The sequence below is a fragment of the Streptomyces sp. DT2A-34 genome, from assembly GCF_030499515.1.
In the GTDB taxonomy this organism is placed as follows: Bacteria; Actinomycetota; Actinomycetes; order Streptomycetales; family Streptomycetaceae; genus Streptomyces.
Genome location: NZ_JASTWJ010000001.1, coordinates 1,981,127 through 2,002,046, shown reverse-complemented (window position 1 = coordinate 2,002,046; position 20,920 = coordinate 1,981,127). Strand labels below are relative to the sequence as shown.

Annotated in this window: 14 protein-coding genes; 9 read left to right on the top strand and 5 right to left on the bottom strand. The window is 68.2% G+C overall.

Going from position 1 to position 20,920, the window contains the following annotated elements:
- Nucleotides 1–15: 15 nt before the first annotated feature.
- The 5 genes from QQM39_RS08685 to QQM39_RS08665 all read right to left on the bottom strand — a co-directional run bounded on the left by QQM39_RS08685 (nucleotide 16) and on the right by QQM39_RS08665 (nucleotide 8,455).
- A complete protein-coding gene (locus QQM39_RS08685) occupies nucleotides 16–1,095 on the bottom strand; it encodes a HAMP domain-containing sensor histidine kinase (protein WP_301996118.1) in 1,080 nt (359 codons plus the stop codon).
- Nucleotides 1,088–1,783 (bottom strand): response regulator transcription factor, encoded by a 696-nt coding sequence (locus tag QQM39_RS08680; protein ID WP_301996117.1) that lies wholly within the window; start codon nucleotides 1,781–1,783, stop codon nucleotides 1,088–1,090. Before QQM39_RS08680 ends, QQM39_RS08685 begins: the two co-directional genes overlap by 8 nt.
- 112 nt (nucleotides 1,784–1,895) lie before the next feature.
- Nucleotides 1,896–2,606 carry a VanZ family protein gene (locus tag QQM39_RS08675; RefSeq protein ID WP_301996116.1) on the bottom strand — a complete coding sequence of 237 codons (711 nt, stop codon included), beginning with the start codon at nucleotides 2,604–2,606 and terminating at the stop codon, nucleotides 1,896–1,898.
- Between the two features lie 87 nt (nucleotides 2,607–2,693).
- On the bottom strand, nucleotides 2,694–4,631 hold the full coding sequence (locus tag QQM39_RS08670) for an alpha-glucuronidase (RefSeq protein ID WP_301996115.1): 1,938 nt from the start codon (nucleotides 4,629–4,631) through the stop codon (nucleotides 2,694–2,696).
- Between the two features lie 20 nt (nucleotides 4,632–4,651).
- Complete coding sequence (locus QQM39_RS08665) at nucleotides 4,652–8,455, bottom strand: GH92 family glycosyl hydrolase (RefSeq protein ID WP_301996114.1); 3,804 nt, start codon at nucleotides 8,453–8,455, stop codon at nucleotides 4,652–4,654.
- Between the two features lie 354 nt (nucleotides 8,456–8,809).
- Between QQM39_RS08665 and ngcE the strand changes: the two genes are divergently transcribed.
- The 9 genes from ngcE (at nucleotide 8,810) to QQM39_RS08620 (ending at nucleotide 20,910) form a co-directional block, all read left to right on the top strand.
- Nucleotides 8,810–10,276: an N-acetylglucosamine/diacetylchitobiose ABC transporter substrate-binding protein gene (gene ngcE, locus QQM39_RS08660; protein ID WP_301996113.1), complete on the top strand. Its 1,467-nt coding sequence runs from the start codon at nucleotides 8,810–8,812 to the stop codon at nucleotides 10,274–10,276.
- Between the two features lie 66 nt (nucleotides 10,277–10,342).
- Entirely contained in the window at nucleotides 10,343–11,266 is a 924-nt protein-coding gene (locus QQM39_RS08655) for a carbohydrate ABC transporter permease (protein ID WP_301996112.1), read from the top strand.
- Nucleotides 11,267–11,279: 13 nt separating this feature from the next.
- Nucleotides 11,280–12,212, top strand: coding sequence for a carbohydrate ABC transporter permease (locus QQM39_RS08650; RefSeq protein WP_301996110.1), 933 nt, complete (start codon nucleotides 11,280–11,282; stop codon nucleotides 12,210–12,212).
- A gap of 210 nt (nucleotides 12,213–12,422) precedes the next feature.
- Nucleotides 12,423–13,622: an ROK family transcriptional regulator gene (locus QQM39_RS08645; protein WP_301996108.1), complete on the top strand. Its 1,200-nt coding sequence runs from the start codon at nucleotides 12,423–12,425 to the stop codon at nucleotides 13,620–13,622.
- A 133-nt stretch (nucleotides 13,623–13,755) separates the two neighbouring features.
- Nucleotides 13,756–14,859, top strand: a complete 1,104-nt coding sequence (locus tag QQM39_RS08640) for a sugar ABC transporter substrate-binding protein (RefSeq protein WP_302003520.1) — start codon at nucleotides 13,756–13,758, stop codon at nucleotides 14,857–14,859.
- 177 nt (nucleotides 14,860–15,036) lie between these two features.
- Nucleotides 15,037–15,828 carry an ATP-binding cassette domain-containing protein gene (locus QQM39_RS08635; RefSeq protein WP_301996107.1) on the top strand — a complete coding sequence of 264 codons (792 nt, stop codon included), beginning with the start codon at nucleotides 15,037–15,039 and terminating at the stop codon, nucleotides 15,826–15,828.
- Complete coding sequence (locus QQM39_RS08630) at nucleotides 15,825–17,117, top strand: sugar ABC transporter permease (protein ID WP_301996106.1); 1,293 nt, start codon at nucleotides 15,825–15,827, stop codon at nucleotides 17,115–17,117. Before QQM39_RS08635 ends, QQM39_RS08630 begins: the two co-directional genes overlap by 4 nt.
- Nucleotides 17,118–17,311: 194 nt before the next feature.
- Nucleotides 17,312–19,240, top strand: coding sequence for a 1-deoxy-D-xylulose-5-phosphate synthase (gene dxs / locus QQM39_RS08625; protein ID WP_301996105.1), 1,929 nt, complete (start codon nucleotides 17,312–17,314; stop codon nucleotides 19,238–19,240).
- A gap of 146 nt (nucleotides 19,241–19,386) precedes the next feature.
- Nucleotides 19,387–20,910 (top strand): amino acid permease, encoded by a 1,524-nt coding sequence (locus QQM39_RS08620; RefSeq protein ID WP_301996103.1) that lies wholly within the window; start codon nucleotides 19,387–19,389, stop codon nucleotides 20,908–20,910.
- The last annotated feature ends 10 nt before the right edge of the window (nucleotides 20,911–20,920 follow it).

The following is a 20,920-nucleotide window of genomic DNA, read 5'->3' as shown; positions in this document are numbered from 1 at the left end:
GCACGGGGACGATGCCTACGGCGTGCCGGGAAGCCGGACCGTGACGAGGAGACCGCCGGCGGGGCGGGGGACGAGGTCGAGGGTCCCGTCATGGGCGCGGACGATGCTGTGCACGATGGCCAGGCCGAGGCCGACGCCGGCGTGCTCGTCGGTGCGTACGCGTTCCGTTCCGCGCCGGAAGGGTTCGGTGAGGGTCGGCACCAGTTCGGGTGGGAGCGGATGGCCCGTGTTCTCGACCCGCAGCACGCTCGCGCAGCCCTGCGCTTCGGTGTGGACCGTCACGGTGCCGCCGGCGGGGAGGTTGTGGACGATGGCGTTCTGGACGAGGTTCGTCACCATCCGCGGCAGGAGCTCCGCGGAGCCGCTGGTCCGTGTCGCCGCGCCGGTGACGTCGAGCGTGATGCCGCGCTGTTCGGCGAGGGGGAGCAGGGTTTCGGCGGCCTCTTCGGCGACGAGGGAGAGGTCGACGCTCTCGCGGCTGAAGTTCCCGCGGTCGCTGCGGCTGAGCAGCAGGAGGGCCTCGGTGAGGTCGATCGCGCGCGTATTGACAGCCTGCAGGCGTGCGATGAGTTCCCCCGGGTCCCGCGTGGGGTCCTTGCGGGCGACGTCGAGCAGCGTCTGCGAGATGGCCAGCGGGGTGCGCAGTTCGTGGGAGGCGTTCGCGGCGAACCTCTGCTGCTCGGCGACGTGCGACTCGAGTTGTTCGAGCATGGTGTCGAACGTGTCGGCGAGTTCACGGAACTCGTCCTCGCGGGCTTCCATGCGGATCCGGTGGGACAGCGAGCCGTTCCCGGCCATCCGTGCCGCGGCCGTGATCCGTGTGAGCGGGGCGAGCATCCGGCCGGCGAGGAGCCATCCCCCGACGAGGCCGAACACGAGCAGGAAGGCCATCGCCACGGCCGCGGCGGGGAAGAAGGTGCGCCCAAGGAGGTAGCGGTTGGGCGAGATCCCGAGGAGGCCCTGGGAGTTGTCGGGTACGTAGCGCAGCAGGAACCCCCACACCACGGCCAGCAGGAGAGCGCCGGCGACGGCGAGGAACCCGGCGTAGCTGAGGGTCAGTTTCAGTCGGGCGCTGAGCCCTGGGCGTCTACGCATGTGTACTGCCGGGGCGGGTGGTGCCGGGGCCGGTGTCGATGCGGTAGCCGACACCCGGCACCGTGGCGATGATCCATGGTTCGCCGAGCCGTTTGCGCAATGCGGAGACCGTGATGCGCACGGCGTTGGTGAAGGGGTCGGCGTTCTCGTCCCAGGCCCGCTCCAGCAGCTCTTCGGTGCTGACGACCCCGCCTTCGGCGGCGACGAGGACTTCGAGCACGGCGAACTGCTTGCGGGTGAGCGCGACGTAGCGCCCGTCGCGGAAGACCTCCCGGCGGAACGGGTCGAGGCGCAGGCCCGCGATCTCGCGGACCGGGGGCCGGGCATACGCGCGCCTGCGGTCGAGCGCCCTCAGCCGCAGGACGAGCTCCCGCAGCTCGAACGGCTTGGTGAGGTAGTCGTCGGCACCGAGCTCGAACCCGGACGCCTTGTCGTCGATCCGGTCGGCGGCGGTGAGCATCAGGATCGGGATGCCGCTGCCGGAGGCGACGATGCGCCGGGCGACCTCGTCACCGGAGGGGCCCGGGATGTCGCGGTCGAGGACCGCGAGGTCGTAGGAGTTGACGCTGAGCAGTTCCAGGGCGCGGTCGCCGTCCCCGGCGATGTCGGCGGCGATCGCCTCCAGCCGCAGACCGTCACGGACGGCTTCGGCCAGGTAGGGCTCGTCCTCCACGATCAGTACGCGCATGTCGGAAGCCTAAGCAGCACCACATATCGCCGACGTATGCAGGACATGTGCCGAGAGGTGTGCGAGACATGTGCAAAGACGTGTGCAAGGACGTGCACCCCGGACACGCGACTCAGCCTGCCGATGTCGGCGCCGGCGCGGGACGAGGCTGGTCCGACGGCGCTTGCGCCTCCGTGCGCCACCAGCGGCGCGAGGCCAGCGCTGCCAGCACGGCGCCGGTGGCGTTGACCAGTACGTCGTCCACGGAGGACACCCGGTCCAGCCGCAGGACGTACTGTGCTGTTTCGACCAGGAGCGAACAGCCCGCCCCGAGCGCCAGGATCCGCGGCACGGACGCCAGCGCCGCGCACCGCATCGGGGCGAAGAACCCCAGCGCCGCGAAGACCAGCAGGTTGCCGACGATCCCGAGCGGCCCCATCGTGACCAGGTCCCGCAGCGGTACCAGGCTCACCCGGGCGGGCACGATGCCGGCCCCGGCGCCCGGCATCAGGGTCATCCACAGGAACGGCACCGTCCCGTGCGCCATGCCCACCTCGGCCAGCGACATCCGCCACGCCGACATGACGCCGGCGGCACGCCGACGCCCCGCCAGAGCCCACACCACCAGCGCGGCCAACGGCAGCGCGACCAACGTCATGAGCACCACGCCGTTGAACGTGTCGAAGCAGCCGTGCCACCGCCCGGCCATGCACCTCGGAGCGGACATCATGAGCGGCCCCCGCACGACGAACACGGCGCTCGCCACGCCGAGGATCGCCAGGCCGAGGAACACGACCCTGCGCGCGCGGCGGGGCGGTACTGACAGGGATGCGTCGTGATTCATGCCCCCCATGGGAAACGGAGGGCCGTTGCGGTGGCGTATGCGATTTTCGATACGCCCGCGATAGGGGCCGTTCAGCGGACCGGCTCTTCAGTGGATGCGCCGTCCATGTGCGTCGGGCACACCCGACTTCCGGAAGAAGTAGCTGTTGACCTGATCCCGCCACTCGCGAGCACTGCGGAGCTGTTCCTCCAGCCGCTCCGTCCCCCGCGCGTGGCGAGCCGGGTCCACGGAGCCGGCCAGCGAGGCCCACACCGCGCCGGCCGCCTCCACCTCCTCGACGCCCTCGAAGTGCGTGTCATATATGTGCTGGATCACCGTCTTGCCGCTGTGCAGTATGTGCCCGTACGACACGTGGTGGAAGAACAGCAGCAGCTCGTCCGGACAGGTCTCCGGTGACTCGTACACCTCGGCCCACGGCTTGGCGTACTGCCCCGCGTACCCCGTACCGGTGGCGCAGCTGCGGTCCACCCCCACTCCGTCCCGATCGGCGAAGTGATACGTCCCCCAAGGGCTGTACTCGTACCCGTCCACGCTCGGCCCGTAGTGGTGCCCCGGCTGCACCATGAAGCCCACCCCGAGCGGCGCGGTGTACTTCTCGTACGTCCGCCACGAACCGTCCATGATCGCGTGCAACCCCGCCGCGGGTTCCGCCCCGAAGGTGAGCCGGATCCACTCGTCGAGGATCCCGCCCGGATCCGCGTCCGGCTGCCAGGCCAGCCGCCCGAAGGCATACAGGTTCGCCTGCGCCAGCGGATGGCCCGTCCAGAACGGGTCGTCGCCGACGTTGGACACGGCGACGAGGCCGCCTCGCGCCAACTCCCCGACACAGGACACCCCGTCGACCTGGAACCGCAGCACCTCGCTCCACATCGGCCCCAGCCAGCACACATGCCGCTGCTGCCCGGTGTACTCCTGCGTGGCCTGCAACTCCACCGCCAGCCGGGTGCGCGGCATCGCGCCGATCAGCGGCGAGACCGGCTCGCGCACCTGGAAGTCCATCGGCCCGTGCTTCACCTGGAGGACGGCGTTGTCGGCGAACTCGCCGTCCAGCGGCACGAAATGGTCGTACGCGGCCCGCGCCCGGTCCGTCGTCCGGTCCCGCCAGTCCTGCCGGTGGTTGTAGACGAACGCCCGCCAGTGGACCGTACCGCCGTGCGGCGCGAGCGCGGCGGCGAGCATGTTCGCGCCGTCCGCATGACTGCGCTCGTACGCGAAGGGGCCGGGCCGGCCTTCCGAGTCCGCCTTGACCACGAACCCGCCGAAGTCGGGGATCGCCTCATACACCCGCGCGGTCGTCTCGGCCCACCACGCCCGCACCGACTCGTCGAGCGGATCGGCCGTCGGCAGCCCGCCCAGCAGGACGGGCGCGGCGAAGTTGACCGAAAGATGCGTCCGGATGCCGTACGGCCGCAACGCACCCGCGATGTCGGCCACTTCACCGAGCCGGTCGGTCAGCAGACGCGCCTCGGTCGCGTGCACGTTGACGTTGTTCACGGCCAGGGCATTGATCCCGCAGGCCGCAAGCAGCCTGCCGTACGCCCGCACCCGTTCCAACTCCCCGCGCGCCCGACCGTCATCCCAGAACAGCGACCCGCCGGCGTATCCGCGCTCCACCTGGCCCATGACCGGGTGCACGGCCACGTTGTCCCAGTGGTCGAGCATGCGCAGGGCCCACTCGGGCCGGTGCTCCTCCCGTTGTACCTCACGAACGAAGGCGGCCTCCCCGAGCCGGACGACGTGGAAGAAGCCGTACAGCAGCCCGCGCGCGCCGGACGCGGTGACGGTCGTACAGCCGTCACCGCACTCGTACGTGAACCCCTCGTAGCCGTCGTCACCGGTCAGTTCGAACACCAGGTCATACAAGCCGGGTTCACGCGAGACGCTGCCCCCGAACCGCTCGCAGGCCTGCGCCACCTCACCGTGCACCGTGTCCACCAGCGGACCCGAACCACGGATCAGCGTCCGCCGGGTGCCGATCGGCCGGAACGCCTCGTCCGGCAGCCAGGCCGGATCGACACCCTGCATGAGACCCCCAATGCACCTGCTCAGGCGAGCAGTTCGACTTCCGACACGACCGCCTCACCGTCGAACACCAGGCGGTACTTCCCGTACGTACCCGGAGACCCCACGGAGAACGCCCGTGTCTGCCGGTCCCAGGCGAAGGACTCCCCGGAGCGCTTGTCGAGGGTCCGCCACGTGGTCCCGTCGTCGGATCCCTGGAGCGTCCAGCCGGTCGGCGCCTTCGTCCGGTCCGAGGGCGATGTGAGGGTGTACTGCACCGTCCTGGCGGCCTCGGACACCGGCAGATCCACCGAAGTGACACTCGCCTGAGTCGCCGAGGTGTTGTCGAACAGGGCCCCTTCACCCTCCAGTACATCCGCCCGCGGCACCGGCACCTCGTCGTCCTTGGTGATCGACACCGGCGCCGCGTTCCCGCCGGTGCCCCACGAGGAGGGCCGCGGCCCCATGTCGAACTCCAGGACCCCGCCCTTCGCGATCAGCGAGTGGGGGAGCGAAGTCGACCTCCAGGGAACGCCGTTGACCTTCAGGCCCTGTACGTACACATTGCGCGCGCTGTTCCTCGGCGCCTTGACGACCAGCTCCCGGCCGTTCTCCAGACGGACCGTCGCCTTGGTGAACAAGGGCGACCCGATGGCGTACTCGCCACTGCCCATCACCAGCGGATAGAAGCCCAGCGCGGAGAAGAGGAACCAGGCCGACTGCTCGCCGTTGTCCTCGTCACCGTGGTAGCCCTGCCCGATCTCGCTGCCGACGTACAGCCGCGACAGCACCTCGCGGACGTTCTTCTGCGCCTTCCAGGGCTGCCCGGCCGCGTCGTACATGTAGACGGCGTGGTGGGCGACCTGGTTGGAGTGCCCGTACATGCCCATCCGCACGTCCCGCGCCTCCGTCATCTCATGGATGACGCCCCCGTAGGAGCCGACGAATTCGGGGGAGGCCGTCTCCGGGGTGGCGAAGTACTCGTCGAGCTTGTCAGCCAGGCCGCTGCGGCCGCCGTAGAGGTTGGCCAGGCCCCGGCTGTCCTGGGGCGCCGTGAAGGCGTACCCCCAGCCGTTCGTCTCCGTGTAGTCGTACCCCCACACCCGCGGGTCGTACTGGGACGACTCGACGCGCCAGTCGCCCTTCTCGTCCCGGCCCTGGAAGAAGCCGGCCTTCCCGTCGAACAGGTTCACGTAGTCCCGGGCGCGGTTGAGCAAGTACTCCGCCTCCTCCTTGTACCGCTTCTCGCCCGTCTCCCGGTGCAGCGCCTGGCCCATCCGTGCGATGCCGTAGTCGTTGAGGTAGCCCTCCAGCGCCCACGACAGGCCCTCGTGCGTCTCGGTGCTCGTGTAACCGAGGAAGGGCGAGGTCGCCATGCCCTTGCGGCCCACGCCCGACGACGGGGGCACCACCGTCGCGTTCTTCACGGCCGCGTCGTACGCCGACTTCGCGTCGAAGTCGACGCCCTTGACGTACGCGTCGGCGAAGGCGACGTCCGAGGAGGTGCCGGTCATGAGGTCGGCGTAGCCGGGGGAGGACCAGCGGGAGGTCCAGCCGCCGTCCTTGTACTGCTGCACGAACCCGTCGACCATCTCGCCCGCCTGACGGGGCGTCAGGAGCGAGTACGCGGGCCACGTCGTCCGATAGGTGTCCCAGAAGCCGTTGTTCACGTAGACCTTGCCGTCCACGATCTTCGCGCCGGTGTGCGTCGGCGTGTCGGGACCCGGCATGGGTGAGATCGGTGACGCGTACTGGTACTTCGAACCCACCTTCTCGAAGCCGGAGTTGGGATACAGGTACAGCCGGTACAGGCTGGAGTACAGCGTGGTCAGCTGGTCCTGCGTCGCGCCCTCCACCTCGACCTTGCCGAGCAGCCGGTCCCACTGGCGCTGGGCGCGCGCCTTCACCGTGTCGAAGGAGGTGCCGTCGGGGATCTCCTGGCGGAGGTTGTCCTTCGCCTGGTCGAGGCCGATGAGCGAGGTCGCGAGGCGGAGGGTGACGGTCCGGTCGGATCCGGCGTCGAAGCGGAGGTAGCCCTTCACTCCGCCGGCGGAGCCCTCGGTCACGGGCTTGTCGAACTCGCCGTACACGAACAACCGTGTCGCACCCGTCGACAGCCCGGACTTCACGTCCGAGTAGCCGGCGACGATCCCGTTCTCCTTGTCGAGCGTGAGCCCGGCCTGATCGGTCACGTTGTCGAAGAGGACGCTCGCGTCGTCGCCCGGGTAGGTGAAGCGCAGCACCGCCGCGTGATCGGTCGGCGCCATCTCCGCCTTCAGCCCGTTCTCGAACCGCACCCCGTAGTAGTACGGCCGCGCGGTCTCGTTCTCGTGCCGGAAGGCGAGCTCGCGTGCCTCACGCCCGGTGTCCGGGGTGCCGGAGGCGGCCGACGGCATCACCTGGAAGGTCTGCCGGTCACCCATCCAGGGGCTGGGCTCGTGACTGGCGCTGAACGCCTGGATCGTCGGCAGGTTGTCGGCGTTGTTCGCGCGTGCGTAGTCGTACAGCCAGCTCAGCGAGCCCGCGTTCGTCACCGGCGTCCAGAAGTTGAAGCCGTGCGGCACGGCGGTCGCCGGGAAGTTGTTGCCGCGCGAGAAGCCGCCGCTGGAGAGGGTGCCGCGGGTGGTGAGCGCGTAGTCGGAGGGGTGGGCCTTCGGCTTCTCGGGCGCCACGGCCTTCAGCGTGATGTCGTCCAGCCAGCCCCGGAACTTCGCCGGGCCCTTGGGGGAGTCGTACGCCACGAGGATCCGGTCGACGGTCTTGCCCGCCGCGACCGACCCGATCCGCGAGACCACGTTGTTCCACTGGTTGACGTACAGCACCTTCGCCGCGCCCTGCCCGCGCGGCGACAGCGGGAAGCCGTGCTGGTCGGTGGCGCCGAGGCCACTCAGAGAGGTGCCGTCGGTGAAGGCCAGGTCGACCGCGACGTTCGTGGCGTCGTAGTCGAGGTCGCCGTCCGCCATCGACGGGAAGACGCGGTACGACAGCCGGGTGTCGCGGCCGACGGCCACGTTCACGTCGTAGACCTTGTTGTACGAGTACGCCCGCCCGTCCGCCGTATGACGTCCGGCGTACCTGAGGGCCCGCTTGCCGGTGAAGCCCGCGCCCGCCTTCGCGGTCGGCGAGCCGCTCGGGCCGCGGTCGACGAGGGAGAGCATGTCCTGCGGGACGGGGCCGTCGCTGCCGCCGGTCGAGAACTGGACGTCGGCGACTTGCAGAATGTCGGGGGCGCCGTTGTTCTCGGAGACCTCCAGCCGGAGATGCCGGTACTCGGCCGGTTCCGCTATGTCGTACGCCTTTGTCTGGAACCGTTCGGCGAACGTCTCTCCGGAGCGGGTGTCGAGGGTCTTCCAGTCCTTGCCGTCCGCGGAGCCCTTCAGGGTCCAGTCCCGCGGGTCGCGCTCGGCATGGTCATTGGCCGAGGTGAGCGCGTATTCAGCGACCTTCACCGGTTTGTCCAGGTCGAACTCCACCCACCCGGTGGGTTCGAAGACCAGCCATTTGCTGCTCGGCTCCCCGTCGGCGAGGTTCTCCTTCACCTCCCCGCCGCCGGTGTTCTCGCCGCTCGCCCGTACGTCCGTGACATGGTCGGTCACATTGCCCGGAATGCCGCTGCTGTAGCCGCCGTCGACGCCCGAGGCCCGCTTGCCGCCGTCCGGCGCGGTGTCCACGGTATTGAGCCAGTCGGGTGCCGGATCGCCCGCTTCGAACGAGGACGCGAACTCCCGGTCGGCCGTCGCGGGCGCCTGAGGCAGGGCGACCGCCGCGCCCTGCGAGCCCACGGCCAAACAAAAGGCGGCCGCCGACACGACCGCCTTACCCCATCTGTGCCGAGCTCTCTGCTGCATAAGCCGGTACCCTCCCTGCGCACGGGACAACGTTGTCAACTTCGCTGCGCAAGGATCAGTTGTGGCTCAAGTGCCAAGTATTGTCAAGGGTGTTGCCTGCGGCATTCGGGGCCTATGTCGCGGATTTTTCCGGCAAGCCGCCCACAGGCCGTTCATATTTCCGCGAGGTCTCAACTCGGAAAAGACCATCGGCCAACCTTGCATTCGATCTTGCTCCGCTGACGGGAAGTGGACTATACCTGTCGACACTTCACATGATTCCGCACTTCCTGCACGACCCCAGCTTGACCCGATCGCGGTGCCGGGGAGGCTCCGGTTCACCGCCTGAGTCCTGGAGAAGGCGAGGACTTGAGCATGGGATCCACTTCCGCCGAGAACCCTGAGAAGAACGGCTCCGCAGGCGTCGGACGCCGCGATCTGATCAAGCGGTCCGCCGCGCTGGGTCTGATTGCCGTACCGACGATGAGTTTCCTGTCCGCGTGCGCCACCGGCGGTGGCGGCGGCGAGGAGAAGGAGAGCAAGGCGCCCGGCGGCGCGAAGTCCGCCACCAACCCGCTCGGCGTCGAGAAGGGCGTCGCCCTGGAGGCGTTCATCTTCAAGGGCGGCCTGGGCGACCAGTACGCCAAGGACGCGGAGGCCGACTACAAGGCCACGTACGGCGCCCCGGTCAAGCACACCGGCACCCAGCAGGTCGGGCCGAAGCTGACCCCGCGCTTCGCCGGCGGCAACCCGCCGGACGTCATCGACAACTCCGGCGCCGACCACCTGGACATGAACAAGCTGTCCACCCAGGGCCAGCTCCAGGACCTCCAGGCGCTGCTCGACGCCCCCTCGATGGACGACTCGAGCAAGAAGATCTCGGAGGTCATCCACCCGAGCACCATCGAGAAGGGCAAGCACGGCGACACCTTCGACGTGCTCTATTACGCCTTCACCATCTACGGCACCTGGTATTCGCAGAAGGCCCTCGACGACAACGGCTGGGAATACCCCAAGACCCTCGACGAGATGGTCAAGCTGTGCGGCGAGATCAAGAAGAAGGGCATCGCGCCCTGGACGTACGCCGGAAAGTATCCGTACTACGTCCACTTCAACCTGTTCGCACAGATCGCCAAGATCGGCGGCATGGACGGCTGGATCGCCATCGACAACCTGGAGCCCAACGCCTGGACCAGCAACGACGCGGTGAAGACGGTCGTCGAGCACTATGAGGAGCTGGCCGCCAAGAAGTACTTCCTGGAGGGCAGCCAGGGCCTGACGCACATTCAGTCGCAGACCGCCTGGAACAAGGGCAAAGCCATCTTCATCCCGAACGGCTCCTGGGTGGAGAACGAGGCGGCCCCGACCACGCCCAAGGACTTCCAGATGTCCGTGGGCGCCCTCTTCGACGGCGGCAGCGGCGACAAGATGCCGCACGGAACGCTCCGCGCCGAGCCCAGCGAGCCGTACATCGTGGCGAGCAAGGGCAAGAACCCGGCCGGCGGTATGGAACTGCTGCGCATCATGCTGTCCAAGAAGCACGCGCAGAATTTCGCCAAGCTGGTGAAGTCGCTGACCTGTGTCGTCGACGCCACCGAGGGCATGAGTCTCTCGCCGGGCCTCGCCTCGGCGAGCAAGGCGTTCAAGGGGGCCGGCGACAACATCATCAGCCTCCAGCTCCAGGAGTGGTACCCCTCGCTCACGGACGAGAAGATCGGCGGTCTCACCGGGCAGCTGCTCACCGGTGAGATGAAGGCGGCCGACTGGATCAAGAAGACGCAGCAATACGCCGACGCCGTGGCGAAGGACGACTCCGTGAAGAAGTTCAAGCGCGAGAAGTAGGCATCCGGTCAGGCGCAGAGTCCGGTCAGGTACAACGGCACTCAAGGGGAAGGGCCGGGAAGCACCATGCAACACGGCAAATACCGATTCATCGTGGGCTTCCTGGCCCTGCCCGTCATCGTCTACGCGGTCTTCGTGATCTCGCCGTTCGTCCAGGCGTTCCAGATCTCGCTGACCGACTGGTCGGGGCTTGTCGGCACGGCGAAGTTCGTCGGATTCGAGAACTTCGAAAAGCTGTGGGACAACGAGGACTTCTGGAACGCGCTGTGGCACAACGTCTACATGCTGATCGCGGTGCCGATCGTGACGCTGGGACTCGGCCTGTTCTTCGCCTTCATGCTCAATGTCGGCGGAAAGCGCCGTAAGAACGAAGTCATCACCGGTGTCGTCGGCTCGAAGTTCTACCGATTCGTCTTCTTCTTCCCGCAGGTCATCTCCATCACCATCATCGCCGTCATCTGGTTCAACATCTACAACCCGGACCCGCAGGACGGCATGCTCAACTCCCTGCTGGGCGCGGTCGGTCTGGACAGCTGGCAGAACGCCTGGCTGGGGGAGAAGAGCCTCGCCCTGCTGTGCATCATGGCGGTGATGATCTGGTCCCATGTGGGCTTCTACGTCGTGCTGTTCTCGGCGGCGATGGCGTCCATTCCGCGGGACATCTACGAGGCGGCGCTGCTCGACGGCGCGGGCCGCTTCCCCACCTTCTTCCGGATCACCCTGCCGCTGCTGTGGGACACCGTGCAGACCGGCTGGGTGTACATGGGCATCATCGCCCTGGACGGCTTCGCCCTGGTGCAGATCATGTCGGTCAACATGGGCGGCCCCAACGGCGCCACGGACGTCATGCCGCTGCGCCTGTACCTGACGGCCTTCCGCGACAGCCAGTTCGGCTACGCGTCCGCGATGGGCGTCGCGATGCTCATCGTCACCATGACGTTCGCAGTGCTCACCATGCGCTTCGCGCGGCGTGAGCGGATCGAGTTCTAGGGGTACGGGCGACATGACGACGGACACGAACACGGGCACGGTCACCAAGACGGACGAGGCGGACCGGCCGAGGGTCACCACGAAGCTCGGCCCGACCGACGGCCGCAGCTCCGAGGGCGGCATCCTGCACGTCTTCTCGCACGGCATGCTCGTCGTGTGGGCGCTGATGGTCGGCGTACCGCTGCTGTGGGTGCTGTGGAGCTCCTTCAAGACGAGCAACGGCATCCTCTCCGACCCGTGGGGGCTGCCGACCTCGCTGCACTTCGAGAACTGGGCCAACGCCTGGAACAAGGCGAACATGGGCCAGTACTTCCTCAACACCGCGATCGTGGTGGGCGGTTCGGTGGTCGGCACGATGGTGCTGGGCTCCATGGCCGCGTACGTGCTGGCCCGGTTCACCTTCCCGGGCAACCGGTTCATCTACTTCATGTTCGTGGCCGGCATGTCCTTCCCGGTGTTCATGCTGGTCATCCCGCTGTTCTTCGTGCTGCGGGACTTCCCCGGAAGCTCGCTGCTCGCGACGTACCAGGGACTGATCCTGGTCTACATCGCCTATTCGCTGCCGTTCACGGTCTTCTTCATGACCGCGTTCTTCCGCACGCTGCCGACGTCGGTCGCGGAGGCCGCGCTGATCGACGGCGCCTCGCACACGCGGACGTTCTTCCAGGTGATGCTGCCGATGGCCAAGCCGGGTCTGATCAGCATCGGCATCTTCAACTTCCTGGGGCAGTGGAACCAGTACCTGCTGCCGATGGTCCTCAACCAGAACGAGGACAAGTACGTCCTCACCCAGGGCCTGGCGATGATCGCCCTCCAGCAGGGCTACGAGAACGACTGGGGCGCCCTGATGGCCGGCATGATGATCGCGATGCTGCCGGTGCTGATCGTCTACTTCATCTTCCAACGGCAGGTGCAGGCGGGTCTGACGGCCGGCGCGCTGAAGTAAACGCTCTCTGTTGGCCGCACCGTAAGCGCCGAGTCACCCCACGTCACACATGAGCCGCCTCGCCCCGGGGCGGCTCACGTGTGCGCGTACACACTCCCGGATCCGGTTCAACCTCTTGACGGGAGGCAACCCGAACGGCTCAGCTTAGAGTTCACTAGTTGGACACGTAGCGGGGCCCCATCGAAGCGGTCCCGCGCGCAGGAGGTCGTCGTGGAGACTCCGGGGTCGCAGTCGTCGCTGCACCGAGCCAACCTGGAGCGGGTCGTACGGGCCGTCCGGCTGGCCGGATCCCTCACCCAGGCGGAGATCGCGAGGACGACGGGTCTGTCCGCGGCGACGGTCTCCAATATCGTCCGAGAGCTCAAGGACGGCGGAACGGTCGAGGTCACGCCCACCTCGGCGGGTGGCCGCCGGGCCCGCAGCGTTTCGCTGAGCGGGGATGCCGGGATCGTCATAGGGGTCGACTTCGGCCATACGCACTTGCGCGTCGCGGTCGGGAACCTCGCCCACCAGGTGCTGGCCGAGGAGTCCGAGCCGCTGGACGTGGACGCCTCCTCGACGCAGGGCTTCGACCGGGCCGAGGAGCTGGTCAACCGGCTGATCGCGTCGACCGGCGTCGACCGCTCCAAGATCGCCGGCGTCGGTCTCGGCGTACCCGGCCCGATCGACGTCGAGTCCGGCACCCTCGGCTCGACCGCCATCCTGCCCGGCTGGACCGGCACCAAGCCCGCCGAGGAGCTGCGCGGCCGGCTCGGCGTGCCCGTGCACGTGGACAACGACGCCAACCTGGGCGCCCTGGGTGAGCTGGTCTGGGGCAGCGGGCGGGGTGTGCGGGACCTGGCGTACATCAAGGTCGCCAGCGGTGTCGGCGCCGGTCTGGTCATCAGCGGCAAGATCTACCGGGGCCCGGGTGGCACAGCGGGGGAAATCGGGCATATTACTCTTGATGAGTCCGGGCCTGTCTGCCGCTGCGGAAACCGGGGCTGCCTGGAGACCTTCGCGGCCGCGCGCTATGTGCTCCCGCTGCTCCAGTCCAGCCATGGCACCGATCTGACCATGGAGGGTGTCGTACGGCTGGCCAGGGACGGAGACCCGGGCTGCCGTCGGGTGATCGCCGACGTCGGCCGCCACATCGGCAGCGGAGTCGCCAATCTCTGCAATCTCCTGAACCCGAGCCGCGTGGTCCTGGGCGGCGATCTCGCCGAGGCCGGTGAGCTGGTGCTCGGGCCGATCCGGGAGTCCGTCGGCCGCTATGCCATCCCCAGCGCGGCGCGCCAACTGTCCGTTCTCCCCGGGGCACTTGGCGGTCGTGCGGAGGTGCTCGGAGCGCTGGCGCTCGCGCTCAGCGAGATGGGCGATTCAACCCTTTTGGACAGCACCCTGCATGCGGCCACCCCTGCCTTCACTTAGAGAACGGATGGCACCGTTGCCAACCCGTTAAGGATTTACTTCTTGACGTCGCACGTGTGGCCGAGTTGACTTCCAGCCACCTCGGCCGCAACGTCGCGGCCTCGTCAGGGAGGTTTCTGAAGTGAACACGCGTATGCGTCGTGCCGCCGTAGCCGTTGCCCTTGGTGCGATGGCCATCTCGCTGGCTGCCTGTGGCAGCGCCGAGGAAGCCGGTGGCAACGACGAGGCCACCGCCACCGCGGCCAAGGGTGACGACATCAAGGTCGGTCTCCTGCTCCCGGAGAACCAGACCGCGCGCTACGAGAAGTTCGACCGGCCCCTGATCGAGCAGAAGATCAAGGAGCTGACGAACGGCAAGGCGACGATCGACTACAACAACGCCAAGCAGGACGCCAACCTGCAGGCGCAGCAGGTCGACACCATGATCACCAACAGGGTGGACGTCCTGATCCTGGACGCCGTCGACGCCAAGGCGATCAAGAACTCCGTGCAGAAGGCCGTGGACCAGGGCATCAAGGTCGTCGCCTACGACCGTCTGGCCGAGGGCCCGATCAGCGCCTACACCTCGTTCGACAACGTCGCGGTCGGCAAGACCCAGGGCGAGGCCCTGCTGACGGCGCTGGGTGACAAGGCCACCAAGGACTCCAAGATCGTCATGATCAACGGCTCGGTCACCGACCCGAACGCCGCGCAGTTCAAGGAAGGCGCCCACTCCGCACTCGACGGCAAGGTCACCATCGCCAAGGAGTACGACACCAAGGAGTGGAAGCCGGAAAACGCCAACTCCGAGATGGAGGCGGCGATCTCGGCGGTCGGCAAGAACAACATCGCGGGCGTCTACTCCGCCAACGACGGCATGGCCGGCGGTATCATCACCGCCCTCAAGGCCGCGGGCATCGCCGACATCCCGGTCACCGGCCAGGACGCCGAGCTCGCCGCCGTGCAGCGCATCGTCGCCGGTGAGCAGTACATGAGCGTCTACAAGCCGTACGCCCCCGAGGCCGAGGCCGCCGCCGAGATGGCCGTAGCGCTCGCCCAGGGCAAGTCGCTCGACTCCATCGCCAAGGACAAGGTCAGCAGCGACAGCGCGAAGGACGTCCCGTCCGTGCTCGTCGACGTCACGTCGCTGACGAAGGACAACATCAACGACACCGTCATCAAGGACGGCGTCTACACGGCCGACGAGATCTGCACCGGCAAGTACAAGGCCGCCTGCGAGAAGCTCAACATCGGCTGAGTCAGGTCCCTTTCCAGGTGCGGGGATTCGTCCTCGAATTCCCGCACGGGACATGACTGCTCCAGACTCCTCCGGCGCCCCGCGCATCAGACAGCCCCGCAAAGCTCGGCGCGGGGCGCCGGACGGACCCCCCCAACTTTTCTGCACTACCTTCCGCCGGGTCAGGCGGCGAAGGAGATGGTTCACGTGTCCGCTACGCCCGTGCTGGCGTTGCGCGGGGTCTCCAAGCGATTCGGTGCCGTCCAGGCGCTCACCGACGTAGAGCTTGAGGTCCACGCCGGTGAAGTGGTCGCCCTGGTGGGCGACAACGGCGCCGGAAAGTCCACGCTGGTGAAGACGATCGCCGGCGTGCACCCCATCGATGAGGGCGTCATCGAGTGGGAAGGCAAGGCCGTTTCGATCAACCGGCCGCACGACGCCCAGAGCCTGGGCATCGCGACGGTCTACCAGGATCTCGCGCTGTGCGACAACATCGACGTCGTCGGCAACCTCTACCTGGGCCGTGAGGTCCGCAAATGGGGCGTGCTCGACGAGGTCGAGATGGAGCGCCGCTCGCGCGAGCTGCTGCAGACCCTGTCGATCCGCATCCCCAGCGTGCGTATCCCGATCGCCTCGCTCTCCGGCGGTCAGCGCCAGACCGTGGCCATCGCCCGCTCCATGCTCGGCGAGCCCAAGCTGGTCATCCTCGACGAGCCCACCGCCGCCCTCGGCGTCGAGCAGACCGCCCAGGTCCTCGACCTCGTGGAGCGGCTGCGCGAGCGCGGGCACGCCGTGATCCTCATCAGCCACAACATGGCCGACGTCAAGGCCGTCGCGGACAAGGTCGCCGTGCTGCGCCTCGGCCGCAACAACGGCGTCTTCGAGGTCAGGACGACCTCGCAGGAGGAGATCATCTCCGCCATCACCGGCGCCACCGACAACGCCGTGACCCGCCGTGCGGCGCGCACGACCGGGGAGGTTTCCAAGTGAGCATCGACAAGACCTCCGCGACGGCGCAGGACCACGAGGTCGTCAACACCGAGGCCGCCGCGGCCGCGGTGACCGCGGTCGACCCGCGCCTGCTGGTGCAGGAGCAGGGCCTGGCCGGCTACCTCGGCGAGTTCAAGCGCAAGATGAAGGCCGGTGAGCTGGGCTCCCTGCCGGTCATCCTCGGCCTGGTCGCCATCTGCATCATCTTCCAGAGCCTGAACTCCGCCTTCCTGTCCGCGCAGAACATCAACGACATCACCGTCACGATGGTCGGCACGGGCATGATCTCCGTCGGCATCGTCTTCGTGCTGCTGCTCGGCGAGATCGACCTGTCCGTCGGCTCGGTCAGCGGCGCCTCCAGCGCCATCGCGGCCGTCCTCGCGGTCAACCAGGGCTGGCCCGAGTGGGCGGCCGTGCTCTTCGCCGTCGCGGCGGGTGTCGTCATCGGGGCGGCGCACGGCTTCTTCTTCGCGGTGCTGGGCGCGCCGGCGTTCGCCGTCACGCTGGCCGGTCTGCTCTTCTGGCTCGGCTTCATGCTCCAGACGCTGGGCGAGAACGGCACGATCAACCTCGACAGCGACGGTCTGATCGGCAACCTGACGACGTACTTCTTCACGGATGTCGCGGCGGCGTACGGCCTGGCGGCGTTCATGACCGCGGTGTTCTTCATCACCTCGTTCCTGAGCAACCGCCGCCGTGAGGCCGCCGGGATCCCGTCCCGTCCGCTGAGCGACACCATCCTGCGCACGGTGCTGCTGGGCGTGGTCTCCTTCGCCGCGGCGATCATGTACAACCAGTACAAGGGCCTGCCGCTGGCCACGGTGATCTTCCTGGTCTTCCTGGTCGGCACGGATTTCGTGCTGCGGCGTACCTCGTACGGGCGCAAGGTCTTCGCGCTCGGCGGCAGCGTCGAGGCGTCGCGCCGTGCCGGTATCAACGTCACCGCGGTGCGGATCTCCGTGTTCGCGATCTCGGGTGGCTTCGCCGCGATCGGTGGTCTGTTCCTGGCCTCGAAGATCGCTTCCGCCAACCAGAGCGCCGGTACGGGTGACCTGCTGATGAACGCCATCGCGGCGGCCGTCATCGGTGGTACGTCGCTGTTCGGCGGTCGCGGTCGTACGTGGAACGCGCTGCTCGGTGTGCTGGTGATCGTCTCGATCCAGTACGGGCTCCAGCTGGAGTCGATCGCCGAGCCGGTGAAGTACATGATCACCGCGGGTGTTCTGCTGACGACGGTCGTGATCGACTCGATCACCCGCAAGACGCAGAAGACCGCCGGTCGCGCGTAGCGGCACCGCGCACCGACCCTGTGCCCGGCACCCATGGCGGTGCCGGGCACAGTCATGTCGTAGGAACGCCACAACTTGGGTACAGCCGTTCGCGTGACCTATGACGCACCGCCCGGGCGTCGGCCGCGAAGGCGGAACATTAGACTTCACAAGCCCGGCAACAGCTCGAACAGCTCTACTGCAAGGAGGCACGGGTGCCGCTGCTGACCCGCATCACGGGACCGCGCGATCTGGACCGGCTCAGCCCTGAGCAGCTGGACCAGCTGGCAGAGGAGATCCGGACCTTCCTCGTCGAAGCGGTGTCCAAGACCGGCGGCCACCTCGGCCCCAACCTCGGTGTGGTGGAGCTGACCATCGCCCTGCACCGGGTCTTCGACTCGCCCAAGGACAAGGTGCTCTGGGACACCGGCCACCAGTCCTACGTCCACAAGCTGCTCACCGGCCGCCAGGACTTCAGCAAGCTGAAGATGAAGGGTGGTCTGTCCGGCTACCCCTCGCAGGCGGAGTCCGAGCACGACGTCATCGAGAACTCGCACGCCTCGACCGTCCTCGGCTGGGCCGACGGCCTCGCCAAAGCCAACCAGCTGCGCGAACGCGACGACCATGTCGTGGCCGTCATCGGTGACGGCGCGCTGACCGGCGGTATGGCCTGGGAGGCGCTGAACAACATCGCCGAGGCCAAGGACCGCCCGCTCGTCATCGTCGTCAACGACAACGAGCGGTCGTACGCGCCGACGATCGGCGGCCTCGCGAACCACCTGGCGACGCTGCGCACGACCGACGGCTACGAGCGCTTCCTCACCCGCACCAAGGAGATCCTCGACCGCACGCCGGTCGTCGGCAAGCCGCTCTACGAGACCCTGCACGGCGCCAAGAAGGGCCTCAAGGACTTCATCGCGCCGCAGGGCATGTTCGAGGACCTCGGCCTGAAGTACGTCGGGCCGATCGACGGGCACGACGTCGAGGCGCTGGAGTCGGCGCTCGCGCGGGCCAAGCGGTTCGGTGGCCCGGTCATCGTGCACTGCCTCACCGAGAAGGGCCGCGGCTACCAGCCCGCCCTCCAGGACGAGGCCGACCGCTTCCACGGCATCGGCCCCATCCACCCCGACACAGGCCTGCCGATCAAGGCGTCGGGCGCCGACTGGACCTCCGTCTTCGGCGACGAGATGGTGCGGCTCGGCAAGGAGCGCGAGGACATCGTGGCGATCACCGCGGCGATGCTGCAGCCGGTCGGCCTGAAGAAGTTCGCGGACGCCTTCCCGGACCGGATCTACGACGTCGGCATCGCGGAGCAGCACGGCGCCGTGTCGGCCGCGGGTCTGGCCCACGGCGGGCTGCACCCCGTCTTCGCCGTCTACGCCACCTTCCTCAACCGCGCCTTCGACCAGGTCCTCATGGACGTGGCGCTGCACAAGTGCGGTGTCACCTTCGTGCTCGACCGCGCCGGCGTCACCGGCACCGACGGCGCCTCCCACAACGGCATGTGGGACATGTCGATCCTCCAGGTCGTGCCCGGCCTGCGGCTGGCCGCCCCGCGCGACGCCGACCAGGTACGGGCCCAGCTGCGCGAGGCCGTCGAGGTCAAGGACGCGCCGACCGTCGTCCGCTTCTCCAAGGGCGCCGTCGGCCCCGCCGTCCCCGCCGTGGGGCGGGTGGGCGGCATGGACGTGCTGCGCGAACCCGGCACCGACACCCCGGACGTGCTGCTGGTCTCCGTGGGCGCCCTCGCCCCGATGTGCCTGGAGATCGCCGACCTGCTCGACAAGCAGGGCATCTCCACCACGGTCGTCGACCCGCGCTGGGTCAAGCCCGTCGACGAGGCCATGGCCCCGCTCGCCGAGCGGCACCGCGTGGTCGTCACCGTCGAGGACAACTCCCGCGTCGGCGGCGTCGGCTCGGCGATCGCGCAGGCCCTGCGGGACGCGGGCGTCGACGTCCCGCTGCGTGACTTCGGTATCCCGCCGCGCTTCCTCGACCACGCCTCCCGCGCCGAGGTGATGGCCGAGATCGGCCTCACCGCCCCCGACATCGCCCGCCAGGTGACCGGGCTGGTCTCCAAGCTGGACGGCCGGTTCGACCGTACGGCGGCCGAGGTCGACTCGGTGGAGCCCGCGCGCGACTGACACCTTCATGCGGCCGGACGGGCCGGTTTCACCACCCGCGACGGTGGCGAGACCGGCCCATCTGTGTGAATCCGCCCGCGCCGGGGCAGGCGTATCACGCCCCCTCTCGATCATGTCGAGGACGACAAGCGTGGGAGGTAAACCCCGTGAGCAGCAGTCTCTTCCGGACGAAGAGAGTCGAGCAGTCCATCCTCGACACCGAGGAGCCAGAGCACGCGCTCAAGAAGTCCTTGTCCGCGCTGGATCTGACCGTCTTCGGTGTCGGCGTCATCATCGGCACCGGCATCTTCGTCCTGACCGGTACGGTCGCCAAGAACAACGCCGGGCCGGCGGTGGCCCTGGCGTTCGTCGCGGCCGGCGTCGCCTGCGCGCTGGCCGCGCTCTGTTATGCCGAGTTCGCCTCCACGGTCCCGGTCGCCGGGTCCGCCTACACGTTCTCGTACGCCTCCCTCGGCGAACTGCCCGCCTGGATCATCGGCTGGGACCTGGTCCTGGAGTTCGCACTCGGGACGGCGGTGGTGGCCGTCGGCTGGTCCGGCTACATCCAGTCGCTCATGGACAACGCGGGCTGGGAGATGCCCGCCGGCCTGGGCAGCCGGGAGGGCGCCGACGCCTTCGGCTTCGACATCCTCGCCGCCGTGCTCGTCCTCGTCCTCACCGCCGTCCTCGTCGTCGGCATGAAGCTGTCCGCGCGGATCACCTCGCTCGTCGTCGCCATCAAGGTGACCGTCGTCCTCGTCGTGATCATCGCGGGCGCCTTCCTCATCGAGGGTGACAACTACGACCCGTTCATCCCGAAGCAGGTGCCCGTGGAGGCCGGGGAGAGCCTCCAGGCCCCCCTGATCCAGCTGATGTTCGGCTGGGCGCCCTCCAACTTCGGCGTGATGGGCATCTTCACCGCCGCCTCGGTCGTGTTCTTCGCCTTCATCGGCTTCGACGTGGTGGCCACCGCCGCCGAGGAGACCAAGAACCCGCAGCGCGACATGCCGCGCGGCATCCTCGGCTCCCTCCTCATCTGCACCACCCTGTACGTCGCCGTGTCGATCGTCGTCACCGGCATGCAGCACTACAGCCGGCTGTCCGTGGACGCCCCGCTCGCCGACGCCTTCAAGGCCACCGGGCATCCCTGGTACGCGGGCTTCATCAGCTTCGGCGCCGCCGTCGGCCTGACGACCGTCTGCATGATCCTGCTCCTCGGCCAGACCCGCGTCTTCTTCGCGATGAGCCGCGACGGACTGCTGCCCCGCTTCTTCTCCCACGTCCACCCGAAGTTCAAGACCCCGCACCGCCCGACCATCCTGCTCGGCGTGGTCATCGCGATCCTCGCCGGCTTCACCCCGCTGACCGAACTCGCCGCCCTGGTGAACATCGGCACCCTGTTCGCCTTCGTGGTCGTGGCCATCGGCGTGATCATCCTCCGCAGGACCCGCCCGGACCTGCACCGGTCCTTCCGCACCCCGTGGGTGCCGGTCATCCCGATCCTTTCGGTGTGCGCCTCGCTGTGGCTGATGATCAACCTGCCCGCCGAGACATGGGTGCGGTTCGCCATCTGGATGGCCGCCGGGTTCTTCGTGTACTTCCTCTACGGCCGCTCCCACAGCCGGCTCGGACGGCACGCGGAGACGACTGTCGGCGAGGTCACGAAGCCGCCGAAGGGAGACACCGCGTAGTCGAGGCCAG